The following is a 15852-nucleotide window of genomic DNA, read 5'->3' as shown; positions in this document are numbered from 1 at the left end:
GTCTCTCTGCATAATTAGAGGGACTTTTTTTATATCTCAAAAGAATATGGAAAAAAGATCATTCGTTATGTCTATCTAATCTTTCGCTCCGAGTTAGCTGCCAATGTTTATTCCTCTGTTATTTATCTGTACAATAAAAATATAATATGATTAGAAAGTAGGTATTGGTATGTATTTGGTGAACGAACATGTACAACCTGTAGAACGCGCAACATTACTTCGTTTTCAGCAAGATCATCATATACAATTGCCAGCAGCTTATTGTGAATTTGTACAGCAATATGGAGTAGGTACGTATTGTGGAGTATTGAATATAGAACGTCCAGATGCTCAGCAGTTACAAGAATTTGTAGAATATCAGTTGTGGGAAAATGATGAACATAGCCCGATTACGAATGAACAGCTAGCTGAATGTATCGTGATTGGAACAACGATTGATGGAGACTTTCTAGCTCTTCATCCTCAAGTGAGTGATCTATTATGGTTACCGAGGCATTCTACTGAGATCGAAGTACGCCAGTATGATTCTCAAGCTTCATGGATCGAGATGATGGATCAATGGTTGACGATGTCTTACGGGGATTCTTTTCAGAAGATACAACAACATCGTTATTATGAGTCATGGACTCTATCTCAACAACATCGTTCGCTGACATTTCACCCATCTGAAGAAGGTAACAATTTGCTTTCGATCAGTTCAAGTGCAGAGCAGTTAACACAGGTTGCTGATCAGATTAATACGCAGCTGCCAGCAGATTTGAAGATCGAATCTCCATACAGTTGTTTGTTATTCTGGCGCTCTATTCAAGGGTATGCTCGCTTTAATTATGCTTATGGTTATGAAGTAGCGCTTTGCTATGATGATACAGAGGAAGAAGCAAAGGAACGATTGGTAGAACTCCTGTTACAATATCAGATTTATTGATTTGACGATATACAATGATGCCTCTTTAAAAATAGGAACAAATGTTCTATAATGAGATATATAATTCTGATAACAGGATATACTGAATATATTATAGAGACGTATACATCTTATATTTTTACTATTTAAAGGAGGATTTATATGGCTATTGAACTGACAGAAGGATATGTAGATGCACTTGCACCTAATGCGGCGGCAATTAAAAATGCTAAAGGATTAATTCAAAAAAATAAATTAGTACAACTTCATCAAACAGAGGATGGTACTTTACTGTTTGGAGAGTGCGCAGGTAGTGGCAAAAGCAATTACGCATGTTCTGTAGACTTTATACAAACAGACAAAGAACCAACTTCCAGATGTAGTTGTCCGAGTCGCCAATTTCCATGCAAACATGCTTTAGCGCTTATGTACGCTTACGTCTCAGGGCAGACATTTACAACCGCTACAATTCCGGAAGATATCGCAGATAAACGTGCCAAAATCGAAAAGCGGGAAGAAAAAGCTGCTGCTGTAGAAAGTGATCCTACACAGAAAAAGGCACCAAAAAAGAAAACAGTCAACAAAAATGCATTGAAAAAGAAAATCCAGACTCAATTAGAGGGATTGGATATTTTAGAAAAGTTCACCTTATCATTGATCCGCAACGGTCTAAGTACAGTCGATGCTACAGTCGTTAAGCGCATTCAAGAACATGTCAAACAAATGGGCAATTATTACCTTACCGGTGCGCAAGTCGAATTGCGTCGTCTGGCGGGACTGTTATCTCCGAAAAACAATCCTGAAGCGAACTATACATATGCAGTAGAACAATTAACGCTTATTCATGCGTTGATTCGTAAAGGCAGGACTCATTTACAGTCGAAGCTGGAAGACCCAGAGTTGGCTTTGGATGCGGAGTCTACGATTGAAGAATGGTTAGGGCATGCATGGCAACTTAGCGAATTGGAACAATATCAGCGTATGACAGAGAACGCAGAATTAATTCAATTAGCATTTACGAGCTATGATGATCCGGGAAGAATGGAATTTGTTGATCTGGGATACTGGTTAGAATTAGGCAGTCAACAGATCCGCCGAACGTTGCAATATCGTCCGTACAAAGCAGCCAAACATATTCGGGAAGAAGATACGTTTACCGAAATTGCTTGTCCGAAGCCTCTTTATGTATATCCAGGGGATCTTAATCCACGTGTCCGTTGGGAAAGTCTAACGACCCGAGCGGTGACCGAGCAAGATGTGCAGTCTATTCATGCACAAGCTTATCGTTCATTTGCAGAAGGAATCAAAGTGATCAAAAATCAACTGAAAAATCCACTGGCTGATCCGTACCCGGCACTTTTGCTTCAAGTTAGTCAATTTTATCAAAGTGACGATCAACGATTGGTGATTCAAGATGCTGAAGGACAAACGATAGGACTTACCGATATTTCGCTACCGATTGGTACCAGCACAGGATTACTTCCTTACTTACCACAAGAAACGTTGCAAAATGTGACGGTGCTGTTGGTATTTGAACATCAGATGGATACAGGTCAATTAATCGCTCAACCACTTTCTATTATTAATGGGAATGGAATTATGCGTTTGTTATATTGATAAACCAGTAGATGGTTAGAAGAAAGTTATATGGAGTACATCGCTACTAGAGGAATTGTATCGGGAAATCTATTTGGCTATTGTTGATTGGCAGTAGAACCACTGAAATATATGATTCAACAACTGTAAAGTTTATCATCCCATGTAGCAAAAAGTGTAAAAGCACCTATAGATTGTTAGGAGGGTATACGTATGAGTACAGCTTTATTACAAGAATTGTATCAAGAAACGAGACGACTCTATATTGCAGGCAGTGAATTAGCTGTAGAAGATATACGCTTACGCAAATTGTTACCTCGATTTCAACAGTTAGGCGAGAAAGCACCTATTTTTAAGCGTCTTGGAGATCAGATCGAAAGTATAATGGATCAGAATAATGATGTTAGTAGTGCTGAACGTTTGCAGAATCTTACTTTGTTGTTATCGTCTGTGCTTCATACTCAAGGCAGTGTAACGGTTGAAGGCGATCTGAAGCCTTTAGGAGTGAATCATCCACAAGATGTAAGTCTAAATTCATATACAACCTATTCTTATCGCAAATTAGCTCCTGTCGTACAAGCGTTGTCTACCACAGGTGGCGGACGTCTTGAAGTGATTGATCATGCATTCAAAGAAGGAATATTTCAAGATATTCGACTAATGCCACTTGCTATACAAGGATTATATGATGCGTATTCAGAAATTGCAGAACTGATGACTTATAAGATAGTTCCTTCTTATGGATTAGCGATTCTTCCGTATTTGAGAGATATTTTCAATCCTCAAGGAGACAAAAAAGAAGTACGTAAGCTCACAGCGATTCATACTATTTCCCAAGAGCACCAATTGGATCTACTGGATTGGTATGGAGAACTATCTCGATCTGCATCGGATGATATTCGAGCAACAGCGATTCGCTTTTTATCCGGGCATGAACAGTATGTACCGGAATGTATAGCGTGGACCAAAGAGAAAAAGAAAACAGTGCGTGCATCTGCTTATTATGCACTTGCTGGTAGTGACTCCAGCGAAGCGATAGCCTGTCTTTTGACAGCATCAGCAGGTAAAGATTTGGAATATGTTGTAGAGGCTGTTCGTTATCAAGAGGTATCAGCAGATTTGGAAGCACAGTTGGCGACTGTTTTTGCTAGCGATGTAGAGCAAGTTATTCAGTCAGAACATCAAGAATCTGTAGAGTACAAAGCAATCGAAAAGATAGCAGAACGCTTACTATTATTCGGTAAAATGTGGACGCATAGCCAAAATGAAACGGTTCATCAAAGTTATCGGGATATGTTGCAACATTATACGTATTTGTACAATCTGAGTGCTTCTCATCAGATTACAGATTGGCGTAATCTATTATGGGATGCGGCTCGTTATATCGAACATGTAGGCACTTCCAAAGATTTGGAATTATTATATGAAGTGTCTGAAAAAGATGCTGATTTTGTGCCATCTGCTTTCCGTCTATCGCTACAGATGTTGTCTCCAAAACAAGTGTACGATCATTATATTGGCGGTATGGTAGCTCAAATGAAAGCCAAAATTAATAAAGAAGCCAAAAAACGTCTTGGCAAAGTGATAGCGACGATGAGACCGATGTTACTCGAAAATGCATATGAAAGTGTCTCATTAGGGTATCAAGAACAACATGTGTATACGCAAAAGATTTTGCCATTAGCTGAAGTAGAACAAAAATGGGACAAGCGGTGGTTGGAATTTGCGATGAAGCAAGATGATGTTGAACTGGTAGCGGCTCTGGCTCGCCCTGGTGTTGCAGGAGTAGAAGAATTTTTACGCCAAAAATTGCAGGACAATCCAGAGTTTCGTAATCGTACAGCTACATTGATTTTACGTGCTCTTGAAGAACGTCTGGGTATCTCCAAAGAAGATAAGCGTCAACTGATGTGGCAAGCTATCGACGATCGTCGCAATTCCAATTCATATATGTTTGAACCTTATATTATTCATTCTTTTTTAGAATTTCCTGTTGAAGATATAGAGCGATTAGAGGCTTTGTTACCAGAAAATCGAGAAGCAACGATTCCCAAGTTTAGAGGGTATGCAGCAGAACAATTAGAGTTCGTAGTCCACACATTGAAAGGGATGAAATAATGAGTACACCTGAATCTTTACAAGATACGATGAGACAGTCGGCAGAATTATTGTATGCGCACGAGTTAGAAGCGTTACGTCAACATGATAGTGGCAAAGTTCCGGCAGGCTGGCAAATGTCACCGCAATCTGTACTGACATTTATTACAGGTGGAAAAGCAGGCAAAGTAACAATTACACCTAAATATATCGGTAATCGGCGCTTGGTCGAAATGGCGATTGCTACATTAGTAACTGACCGTGCGCTATTGTTAATCGGTGAACCAGGAACAGCCAAGTCGTGGTTATCTGAAAATTTGGCGGCAGCTATCTATGGTCATTCTAATCTGGTTGTACAGGGAACAGCTGGAACCAGTGAAGAACATGTACGTTATTCTTGGAACTACGCGATGTTGCTTGCTAATGGCCCGACACCAGAAGCATTGGTACAAAGTCCGATTATGCGTGCGATGGAACTGGGTGGTATAGCTCGATTTGAAGAAATATCGCGTTGCGCTTCAGAAGTGCAAGATGCATTGATATCGATTTTGTCTGAAAAAACAATCTCGGTACCCGAATTAGGCAAAGAAATGAATGCTCGCAAAGGGTTCTCGATTATTGCAACAGCGAATACACGAGATCGTGGAGTCAATGAAATGTCAGCCGCTCTCAAGCGACGTTTTAATATTATTGTGTTACCTGCTCCATCTAGTCTGGAGACCGAGATCGATATCGTACGCAAACGTGTAGGCGAGATTGCTTCTGCTTACGATCTTCAAGCCGCTGTACCGGCAGATGAAGCGTTGCTCAAAGTCGTGACCATATTCCGCGAATTACGCAGTGGAATGACACTGGATCGCAAAGATAAATTAAAATCGCCAGCAGGGATTATTTCTACCGCAGAAGCGATCTCATTATTAACGAATAGTATGGCTTTAGCAGCAAGCTTTGGTAGCGGTGAATTGACCGATGAAGATTTAGCCGCAGGATTGCAAGGCGCTATCGTCAAAGACGATGATAAAGATCGGATTGTCTGGAAAGAGTATCTGGATAATGTAATGAAAAAGCGGGGAGAGCAGTGGCGTGGTCTGTATCAAGCTTGTAAGGAGATGAACGAGTGAGTAGCCAGCTTGAGCTTGGTATCGGTGTGCATATTTTCGGAGTGCGTCACCTTTCCCCGGGCGGCTCCAAGCATCTATTGGACGATCTGAATCGGATCAAGCCCAAAATTATTTTGATTGAAGGGCCTTCTGATGCTACATCAGAGATTCAGCATATTACACAGCGCAAAACAAAGCCACCGATCGCTATTCTTGCTTTTACAGAAGAATTGCCTGTACGAACAGCACTATGGCCACTAGCTTCCTATTCTCCTGAATATCAGGCGATGAAATGGGCAGCAGATCACAAAGCACAATCGTTATTTATTGATTTGCCTTCGTCAGTCATGATCGCTCTGCAAGATATACGTCGACTTGAACGACAGCAACAGATAGAATCTCCATCTGTACCAGATCCAGAGCAGACGGTTCCTCAAGCAGAAGTATTGCCAGAGTCGGTACATGAATCGCTGTATGATCGGATCGCGCAATTAGCTGGTGAAGATGATTATGATATGTATTGGGAACGGAATTATGAACATAATCTCAATGAACATGCGTATCGGCAAACGATATTACAGTTTTCAGAGCAGATGCGTCAATTAACAGAAGCAGAAGAAAAAGACTCTTTTACCAATCAATATGCTTATAATGCTATTCGTGAAGCGTATATGCGCAGACAGATCAAGCAAGCGCTAGAAAGTGGATATCAACCACACGAGATTATGGTAGTCTGTGGTGCGTATCATGCAGCTGCATTAAGTGATCTATCGGATACGATGACAGATCAAGAATTACAGAGTCTTCCGGTCTCTTCAACCAAGCTAACGTTGATGCCGTATTCTTATTATAAGTTGTCGTCTATGTCTGGATACGGTGCTGGCAACCATGCCCCTCATTATTATGAAATGATGTGGCAACAGATGAACCGAGGAGCATTGGAAGAATTACCTCATCTGTATTTATCTTCTGTGGCTCGCTTATTGCGTCAGTCAGGTACTCATCGTTCGACTGCGGAAGTTATTGAAGCGGTACGGATGGCGCAATCTCTGTCTGCTCTGCATGGTGGTCATATTCCAGTCTTACGTGATCTGCAAGATGCAGCGCAGACATTACTCGGACATGGTGATCTAACAGTCATTGCCGAGTCGTTAGCACAGATTAATGTAGGGACAACGATCGGGCAATTGGCTGAAGGGGTCAGTCAGACTCCGATTCAAGATGATCTTAATCGCTTGTTACATCAATTAAAGTTAACAAAATACAAAACAACGATTGCTCAAGATTTGATGCTTGATTTGCGTGAAAATCGACGTGTTCAATCTAAAGAAGCGGCTTTTCTGGATCTGCATCGTTCCTTTTTATTTCACCGCTTGCGTTTGTTAAATATTCAGTTTGTACATCAGCAACAGACCGGGCAGGATCAAGCTACATGGGCAGAGCGCTGGGTAATACAATGGTCGCCTGAAGTAGAAATTCAAGTAGTAGAATCGACTTTGCTTGGAGAAACAGTTGAGATTGCGGCGGCTTATGTTTTACAGCAAAAGTTAGATCGTTGTTCTACGATTGCCGAAGCCTCTGACCTGATCTTAATTGCTTGTGAGAGTGGAATGGTCTCGCAGTTAGAAAATGGTCGTCAGACCTTGCAACAATTAGCTGTTGACAATCAAGATGTGATACAGATTACGCTGGCGGCGAGAAGCTTATCCAAAATTATTCAGTATGGTGATATCCGTCGTATAGATACAACACCTTTAATTCCATTGCTAGAACAGTTATTTAAGCGTGCTTCTTTATTTCTGGTGAGTAGTTGTCAATGTAATGATGATGTAGCCCATGAAATGATGAAGTCAATCAGTGAACTGCATACGATTGGACTTGATCATATCGAGCAATTGGATTATGAGCTGTGGTTACAACAACTGACAGAAGTGATGGAACGAGACGATCTGAATGCTAAATTATCTGGATTTGCTTGTTCTCTGTTAATTGAGCGTAATCAAGTATCTTCTACCCAATTAGCTGCTGAAGTCTCACGCCGATTATCTCCTGGTGTCCCTGCTGATCTGGGAGCAGGTTGGTTTGAAGGATTATCCAGTCGTAATCGTTATATGTTATTATCGCGTGCAAGCTTATGGGAACAGTTACATCAATATATCGAATCGTTAGAAGATGATGATTTTATACGTGCACTGGTCTTTTTAAGACGTGCTTTCAGTACTTTTTCGCCGTCAGAAAAAAATATGATTGCTGAGTTATTAGGAGAATTATGGGGCGTGAATGCCGAACAAGCTGCTGAAATCCTGACCGAAGAATTGAAGGAGGAAGAAGCCAAAATGATCGATGACCTGAATGATTTTGAGTTCGAGGACTTTTGACTATGACTCCTACTCATGATGAACAGAAAAGATTGTCCCGTTGGCGATTGATTCTAGGAGCTGAAGCAGAGCAACAGTTAGAACGTCAGACTTCTAGCGGAATCGAAGGAATAACACTGACAGAAGAAGAACAGATTATGGATCAAGCATTAGCAGCCATTTATGATGATACTTCAGGTCAGGAAGCGCAGTCAGGTAACAACCGAAATGGTGGCAAAGGCGCAGGCAAAGGGCCCTCTTCACCGACATTAACACGCTGGCTGGGAGATGTACGTACTTTTTTTCCAGAAGATGTTGTATCTATTATTCAAAATGATGCGATGGAACGCAAAGGGTGGAAACAGCTATTATTTGAACCGGAAGTGTTAGCACAGGTCAAACCTGATATTACACTTGTCGGCACTCTTATGGCACTCAAAGGCAAAATTCCAGAGAAAACCAAAGAAACGGCACGTTTACTTATTCAATCGGTAGTGGATGATTTGGTCAAACGATTGGAACAAGATATGCGTCGTGCAGTCACAGGAGCGCTAAATCGCAGGCAACATTCTCCTTTGCCTTCATTAAGCGGAATCGATTGGAAGCGAACGATTCAACGTAACCTCAAGCATTATAATCAGGAGCGTCGTCAGATTATTCCTGAAAAGTTTTATTATTTTGATCGAGCACGTCGTAGTCACGAATGGAAAGTGATTATTGATATTGATCAGAGTGGATCTATGGCAGATTCGATTATTTGGGCTTCAGTAACCGCTTCTATTTTTGCTAGTATGCCTGCTCTGGATACAAGAGTAGTCGCTTTTGATACCAGTGTTGTTGATCTCACTGAACAATGCAACAATGATCCGGTAGATATGTTGTTCGGGATACAGCTAGGTGGAGGAACCAATATTGATAAGTCTGTGGCTTATTGTGAACAATTTATCGAAGAACCCAAAAAGACATTGTTTATTTTGATCTCTGATCTATATGAAGGTGGTAGTCAGGCACGTCTGATTCGCCGTATGCGTGAACTGAAAGAAGCAGGGGTCAAAACATTATGTCTGCTAGCTTTATCAGATGAAGGTAAGCCTTTTTATGATAAGCAATTAGCACAAAAATTTACCCGTGATGGTACGCCGAGCTTTGCTTGTACACCAGCACTACTCCCTGCACTGGTTGAAGGTGCTCTTAAAGGTCAAGATTTGAGTGATCTAGTGAAACGTTTGGGGATTGCTATCGACTAATGTACAGCTTGATTTTGATGCATATATATTTACAACTGGTATAGAGCAAAGATTAAGCAAAATCAGGGAGTTGTGATCAATGAAGTCTATTTTTCTTATTCGTCATTGTCAGGCAGAAGGGCAAGCACCTGATGCGCAATTAACTACGCTCGGACAAGGGCAGTCGATGTATCTAGCTGATTTTTTAAACGATTTTTCGATCGATTATATTGTATCTAGCCCTTATGAACGAGCTTATCGCACGATCGAACCTCTTGCTAGTAGAAGATCATTATGCATTCATACAGATACTGATCTGCAAGAACGAGTATTGTCTCAAGAAAATCTACCCGATTGGTTAGAAAAGCTCAGATTAACATTTGATGATCTGGATCTGTGTTATACCGGTGGGGAATCGAGCCGGCAAGCGATGGATCGAGGGATAGCTGTACTTGATAAAGCGATACGTACTGATGCGAAGCAGATTGCAGTGGTCTCACATGGTAATTTGATCTCCCTATTGCTTAAATATTATGATGAGCAGATCCAATTTGAACACTGGCAAGCTTTGTCTAATCCTGATGTGTATCAATTGGTATTTGATGATGAATATCAGTTGATTCGTATGCAGCGGATCTGGCAATAAATGAAGGATTCGACAGCACCAAAAGATAAAGTATTCGTGGAGTTGAACCATCCCTTATGCTATGATGAGACTGAGGTGAACACAATGAGTACAGAACAAGAACACAATGAAGTAACAGAAGAATCCAAGCAAGCACAAAAAGTCAGCCAGGCTGAAGCAGCAAAACGTTTGTTGGCGATGAAAAAGCAAGCCAACCAACCAGGTAAAGGTTCTAATAATGGATTTGACGGCGGCGGTAAAAAGATGAAAAGCCAGATGACCAAAAAAGTAAATAACCAACGTAAGAAAATGGGAACCTAAGCACACATTTATACCAGTGCTACCCGATGAAATTACCAAAGACCGTATAACCAAAACAATCTTATCTCTTGAAGTAAACCTATTCAGTCGATACTGAGTAGGTTTATTTTTTTTATCTATTTTGTATATCTGTTTTATATGTAAGGTAGTTATCCGCATCATTGGAAATAGTGTGATACGAATCGTATTGTCACTACAGCCAGTTAATACTTCTAGTGATCGCTACAAACTACTGATTCTCCTATTTAAAAGGGATCGGTTTTTGCTTTATTTCGCTTCATGTTATGATGGAAGAAGAGCATGAACAGAAGCGGAGGACAGCAAGGCATGAAGAATTTACTGGTAACCGGTTATCGTGCGCACGAGCTGAATATTTTTGGACAAAAGCATGAAGGTATTCCTTTTATTCAGCAAGCATTACGTAGCAAATTAATTCCACTGATCGAAGAAGGATTGGAATGGGTGATTACACCGGGGCAGTATGGTGTAGATTTGTGGGCATGTGAAGTGGTGATTGCACTCAAAGAACAATATCCTCAATTACGCTTATCGATTATTTCAGCATTTGCCAATCCAGAAGAAAAGTGGAGTGAAGATAAAAAGACCTATTATGAAGAGATTTGTAAAGGGGTCGACTATTATGGTCTGGTGAGCAAGCAGCCCTATCAAGGGATCTGGCAATTTACTGCTCGGGATGATTTGTTATTTCGCAAAACAGATGGTATTTTGTTAGTTTATGATGAAGATGGAGGCGAGGGAAGCCCTCGATTTTTCAAAGAAAAAGCGTTAAAAAAACAGCAGTCTGATGGATATGTATATATCAGTATCAGTTCGGAAGATATTCAAAGTATCGCAGATGAACAGCAACTCGATCAGCAATTGGAAGAATCGTTTACAGAATCGCCGACTGATATGATCGATGCAACCAATCCGAATATTGATCCTTTTGAAGAGATTTGACCGATTCGGAAAAAAGTAGGTAAAAAGGAGGAGTGAAGCATGATTGGTATTAGCGCGTGTCTGACCGGTATTGCCTGTAGATATGATGGAAGAAGCAACCTCGTACGACCGTTAGATCAACTGATTCAGCAAGGCAAAGCAGTAGCTTTTTGTCCTGAAGTGTTAGGTGGTCTGACTACACCACGCGAACCAGCAGAGATTGTAGGGGGAACAGCCGAAGATGTGTGGTTAGGCAATGCCAAAGTGATCACAATTTCAGGCGAAGATGTAACCCAATCGTTTCAAGCAGGAGCCAAAAGAGCATTGGAGCAAGCGCAACAAGCGCAAATTACTGTTGCAGTGCTAAAAGCCAATAGTCCTTCGTGCGGAAGTCAGATGGTCTATGATGGTACATTTAGCGGTAATAAAATCATTGGTTCCGGTCTAACCGCAGCTCTTTTTCGCCAAAATAATATTCAAGTAGTCGATGAGCATACCTGTGATTTTTTGTTCGAAGAATATAAGCTACTGTAGTCTTGCTTCAGTAAAACAATATTAGATCACCAAAGATATGATGAACAAGCTTATCTTGTAATATAAAAAAGATCATGTTATACACTCTACGCTAGATACCATTATTGGATCTCTTCATGTAGGTTAGGGTGTATTCACATGATCTTTTTTATCAAAATAGTATACGTGCAGTCGCTCTCGGACAAATTAAATTGATCATTAGCTAGATATTCACTTTCAGTAAATATCCATAAGTGAATCTCAATATATGTTATCGATCAGCTTATTTCTATACACCGCATAAATATCCACATGTAAGGATCTATATGGTAGAAAATTGTAAATTGTAGAGGTAGAAAGCGATAATGATCGATTACTGTAAAGGAGCAGGAGCGATAAACCAGTGGCGTTGCGGCAATTGGTTTACCTGTTCACGATTGATTTCCAGATTCGTTGCTAGCACATCATCCGGTGTACTAGAGATCCATTTGGTCAGATCTATCGTCTCGTGTTGTCCATTGTTGAATCCGACTAAGATTCGGCAGACTTCTGTTCCATTATTGTAAATATAGTGCCCTGCACCTTCAGGTACATAACCCACATCGCCTGCTTCAAATTGATCTTCGATCAGTTCTCCTTTTCCTAAAAAAATAGCCATTCGTGCTGTGCCACTTATATAATATTGCCATTCATCGGTATTGGGATGCCAGTGCATTTCTCGTAAAGCGCCCGGTTGAATCTCGATAATAGCGCCTGTCATATTTGTAGAAATAGGGAATAGACGTGCCGAAGCTACCCGTTCTGTACCTCCACCAGGAACACGCTTAGGATCTTGAGCCATAAGTGGATAGCGATGCATACTGGTAAGCCCTGTTGTACTACGTTCTGTAGCATCCAGAGTCGAATCATCCGGTACAGGTCCAGAGGCGAAATAAGACTCTTGTGTCGGTAATTGCTGTGCTTCTGCAATCGAAATGCCCAAATTTTGAGCAACCAACTCGATAGGAGTCTGCGCAATAAAGTCTGTAATACTAAAGGTATGTTTTTCGGTAAACGTACCATTGTTCATAATCTGTATAATATGACATTCCTCTGTTCCAATCCCTTGAATCTAATGCCCATACCCTTTGGGAAAATACCATACATCTCCACTGTTAAAGTTATCTATGTACGTTGTGCCATCAGGATGCAAAACTGTTGTGCGACAACTTCCGCTGACTACATATCCCCATTCTGAAGCATTGGTGTGCCAGTGTAATTCTCTCAATGTGCCTGGAGCTAGTCGCAATGATACACCTGTCATTGCTGTAGATACAGGAAAGTCAGTCACCGAGACTTCGCGCATTGTACCACCGCTATGTTTATAAGCTGTTTGTTGTTCAAGCCTGTATTTGAATGTTTTTGTCATAATAACCCTCCATTGCTTATATGATTCATCTTCTTAGCTAATCTGTATTTTGTCATAGTCAGTTGAATGGTACATGGCACTATAAGCCTATCCTAGAAGTAAAATAAGTGTATTTTCTCACTAAAATGAACCATTCTAAGCACCAATTTGATAAAAAGTGTGTATTTTTGATATATGAATGTTCGAAAAGTTTGTGATTTTAATCACTACATCTCCTGTATAAGACCGATATACTGAATACAAACCAATAAATTTTAGATATTAAAGATTGTTTTATATATAACATACTCATGGCATAAACCACATACAGGTACGTATTCAAAAAAGGGGGATTTTGATATGACAACAACAAGAGAACGACTGATTCTAATCGGTAACGGGATGGCAGGGGTTGCCACGTTAGAACAAATTATCAAATTAGGCGGGCAATACGATATTACGGTATTCGGTAGCGAGCCACATCCAAACTACAATCGGATTATGTTGTCTTATGTACTGGAAGGTACGCAGACGATTGACGATATTATTTTGAATAGTCATGAATGGTATGAGCAAAATCAAATCACATTGCACACAGGTACAACAGTCACTCGGATTGATGCTGAGCAACAACTGATCTATACCGATAATGGCATGACAGTTCCTTATGACAAAGTGATTATCGCGACAGGATCACAATCGTTTATTTTGCCTATACCGGGTCATGATAAGCAAGGGGTTGTCGGTTTCCGTGATATTGCGGATTGTCATCAAATGATCGATGCCGCGGCACATTACCCGCAAGCCGCAGTGATTGGTGGAGGATTGTTAGGCTTAGAAGCAGCTAAAGGATTAGTTAGTCTAGGAATGGATGTTACTGTTGTTCATTTGATGGATGATCTGATGGAACGTCAACTCGATTCTGTAGCCGCATCGATGTTACGCAAAGAATTAGAACGTCAAGGAATCAAATTCCTGATGGGTACCCAGACTGTAGAGTTGCTAGGTGGAGAGCGAGTAGAACAATTATTGTTCAAAGATGGCACAACATTGCCTGCTCAATTCGTAGTGATGGCAGCCGGAATCAAGCCGAATATTGCTGTAGCTACACAAAGTGATATTAAGACAGGTCGGGGCATTATCGTTAATGACTATTTGCAGACATCGGTAGATCATATTTATGCGGTCGGTGAATGTGTACAACATAGAGAAAACTGTTATGGATTAGTTGCGCCTTTATTTGAACAAGGTATGATTTTGGCGAAGCATTTATGTGGTATCGATACCCAGCCGTATGAAGGTTCTATCGTATCAACCAAGCTCAAAATTTCAGGTGTCGATGTATTTTCCGCAGGCGTATTTATTGAAAATGAACACCAATCAGTCATTACAGCACGTGATGATTGGAAACGTACGTATAAAAAAATCATTTTAGAAGATCAGACAATTGTCGGTGCTGTTCTATTCGGTGATATTACAGATGCAGCTCCATTGCAAAAATTAATTCGTGATAGCGCACCGATGACGGATGAATTATATGCAGAATTGATGGGTACAGGCGGATGCGATCATAGCAAAAAGAAATCGTCGATCGATACGATGGCAGATAGCGAAATTGTCTGTGGTTGTAACGGTGTAACCAAGCTTGATATTGTAAGTGCTATTCAAGAAAAAGGATTAACTACTGTCGATGAGATCAAAGCATGTACAGGAGCTAGTCGTTCATGTGGTGGTTGTAAGCCGGTTGTAGAACAGATTCTACAGTATGTTTTAGGTGATGGAGCGACTATTGGAGCCAGTCAAGGAATGTGTAGCTGTACACCGCTTAGCCGTGATGAAGTCGTAGCAGGTATCCAAGCAAAAGGACTCAAAACGATCAAAGAAGTCATGAATGTACTGGAGTGGAAACAACCAGAAGGCTGTTCAAAATGTCGTCCTGCGATCAACTACTATCTAGGTATGCTTGATCCAGAACAATATCAAGATGAGAAATCGTCCCGTTTTGTCAATGAACGGATGAACGCTAATATTCAAAAAGACGGTACGTATACAGTGGTTCCTCGTATGTATGGCGGAGTCACTACACCGGAAGAGTTAAAACGCATCGCTGATGTATCGGTCAAATACAATGTACAAGCAGTGAAAATGACCGGAGGACAACGGATCGACTTGATCGGTGTAGTCAAAGAAGATTTGCCTAAAGTGTGGGAAGAATTAGATATGCCTTCTGGTTATGCATATGCCAAATCATTACGAACAGTCAAAACATGTGTAGGCGCTCAATATTGCCGCTTTGGTACACAGGATTCGATGGGCATGGGAGCAGATCTAGAACGTCGTTTTGAACGCTTGGATTTCCCTGCCAAATTCAAAATGGCAGTTAACGGTTGTCCTCGTAACTGTGCAGAATCATGTACCAAAGATATCGGTATTGTCGGCAATGATGGGGGCTGGGAAATCTTTATCGGGGGTAACGGAGGAATCAAAGCTCGTCTGGCAGATTCGTTATGCAAAGTCAAAACGGATCAAGAATTGATCGATCTATGCGGAGCGATTATTCAGTATTACCGCGAAACAGGTAAATATTTAGAAAGAACATCTGAATGGGTAGAGCGTATCGGCTTACCTACTATCTATGAAGCTGTAGTGAACAATGTAGAGAATCGTCAGCAATTAATCGAACGTGTGAATCTTGCGCTTGCTCAGGTGGAAGATCCGTGGCAAAAAGTGATTAACGATACTGCTACTCGTGAAGCTCTTTTTCATAAAATGGAAGTCTAAAGGAGA

At 40.8% G+C, this 15852-nt stretch carries 13 protein-coding genes; 11 read left to right on the top strand and 2 right to left on the bottom strand.

Annotated features, from left to right (window positions below; translation table 11 throughout):
• The first annotated feature begins 169 nt into the window (after nucleotides 1-169).
• The 10 genes from PQ460_RS19600 to PQ460_RS19555 all read left to right on the top strand — a co-directional run bounded on the left by PQ460_RS19600 (nucleotide 170) and on the right by PQ460_RS19555 (nucleotide 11699).
• Entirely contained in the window at nucleotides 170-925 is a 756-nt protein-coding gene (locus tag PQ460_RS19600; protein ID WP_274170865.1) for an SMI1/KNR4 family protein, read from the top strand.
• A 141-nt stretch (nucleotides 926-1066) separates the two neighbouring features.
• Nucleotides 1067-2521, top strand: coding sequence for an SWIM zinc finger family protein (locus tag PQ460_RS19595; RefSeq protein ID WP_274170864.1), 1455 nt, complete (start codon nucleotides 1067-1069; stop codon nucleotides 2519-2521).
• Between the two features lie 192 nt (nucleotides 2522-2713).
• Entirely contained in the window at nucleotides 2714-4618 is a 1905-nt protein-coding gene (locus tag PQ460_RS19590; RefSeq protein WP_274170863.1) for a HEAT repeat domain-containing protein, read from the top strand.
• Nucleotides 4618-5718, top strand: a complete 1101-nt coding sequence (locus PQ460_RS19585; protein WP_274170862.1) for an AAA family ATPase — start codon at nucleotides 4618-4620, stop codon at nucleotides 5716-5718. Before PQ460_RS19590 ends, PQ460_RS19585 begins: the two co-directional genes overlap by 1 nt.
• Nucleotides 5715-8075, top strand: a complete 2361-nt coding sequence (locus PQ460_RS19580; RefSeq protein WP_274170861.1) for a DUF5682 family protein — start codon at nucleotides 5715-5717, stop codon at nucleotides 8073-8075. Before PQ460_RS19585 ends, PQ460_RS19580 begins: the two co-directional genes overlap by 4 nt.
• Before the next feature lie 2 nt (nucleotides 8076-8077).
• Nucleotides 8078-9301 carry a VWA domain-containing protein gene (locus tag PQ460_RS19575; RefSeq protein WP_274170860.1) on the top strand — a complete coding sequence of 408 codons (1224 nt, stop codon included), beginning with the start codon at nucleotides 8078-8080 and terminating at the stop codon, nucleotides 9299-9301.
• Between the two features lie 79 nt (nucleotides 9302-9380).
• A complete protein-coding gene (locus tag PQ460_RS19570) occupies nucleotides 9381-9926 on the top strand; it encodes a histidine phosphatase family protein (protein WP_274170859.1) in 546 nt (181 codons plus the stop codon).
• 84 nt (nucleotides 9927-10010) lie between these two features.
• On the top strand, nucleotides 10011-10226 hold the full coding sequence (locus PQ460_RS19565) for a hypothetical protein (RefSeq protein ID WP_273615007.1): 216 nt from the start codon (nucleotides 10011-10013) through the stop codon (nucleotides 10224-10226).
• A gap of 327 nt (nucleotides 10227-10553) precedes the next feature.
• Entirely contained in the window at nucleotides 10554-11186 is a 633-nt protein-coding gene (locus PQ460_RS19560) for an SLOG family protein (protein WP_273616235.1), read from the top strand.
• Between the two features lie 39 nt (nucleotides 11187-11225).
• Nucleotides 11226-11699 carry a 2-thiouracil desulfurase family protein gene (locus tag PQ460_RS19555; protein ID WP_274170858.1) on the top strand — a complete coding sequence of 158 codons (474 nt, stop codon included), beginning with the start codon at nucleotides 11226-11228 and terminating at the stop codon, nucleotides 11697-11699.
• A 352-nt stretch (nucleotides 11700-12051) separates the two neighbouring features.
• On the opposite strand, the gene PQ460_RS19550 is transcribed toward PQ460_RS19555, so the two are convergent.
• Both PQ460_RS19550 and PQ460_RS19545 read right to left on the bottom strand, forming a co-directional pair.
• Nucleotides 12052-12747, bottom strand: a complete 696-nt coding sequence (locus PQ460_RS19550; protein ID WP_274170857.1) for a cupin domain-containing protein — start codon at nucleotides 12745-12747, stop codon at nucleotides 12052-12054.
• 42 nt (nucleotides 12748-12789) lie between these two features.
• Entirely contained in the window at nucleotides 12790-13086 is a 297-nt protein-coding gene (locus PQ460_RS19545) for a cupin domain-containing protein (protein ID WP_274170856.1), read from the bottom strand.
• A gap of 339 nt (nucleotides 13087-13425) precedes the next feature.
• Between PQ460_RS19545 and nirB the strand changes: the two genes are divergently transcribed.
• Nucleotides 13426-15846, top strand: coding sequence for a nitrite reductase large subunit NirB (gene nirB, locus PQ460_RS19540; protein ID WP_274170855.1), 2421 nt, complete (start codon nucleotides 13426-13428; stop codon nucleotides 15844-15846).
• Nucleotides 15847-15852: the final 6 nt, after the last annotated feature.

The sequence above is a fragment of the Paenibacillus sp. KACC 21273 genome, assembly GCF_028736095.1.
GTDB classification, from domain to species: domain Bacteria; phylum Bacillota; class Bacilli; order Paenibacillales; family Paenibacillaceae; genus Saccharibacillus; species Saccharibacillus kyungheensis.
This window is presented reverse-complemented; position numbering and strand designations above follow the sequence as displayed.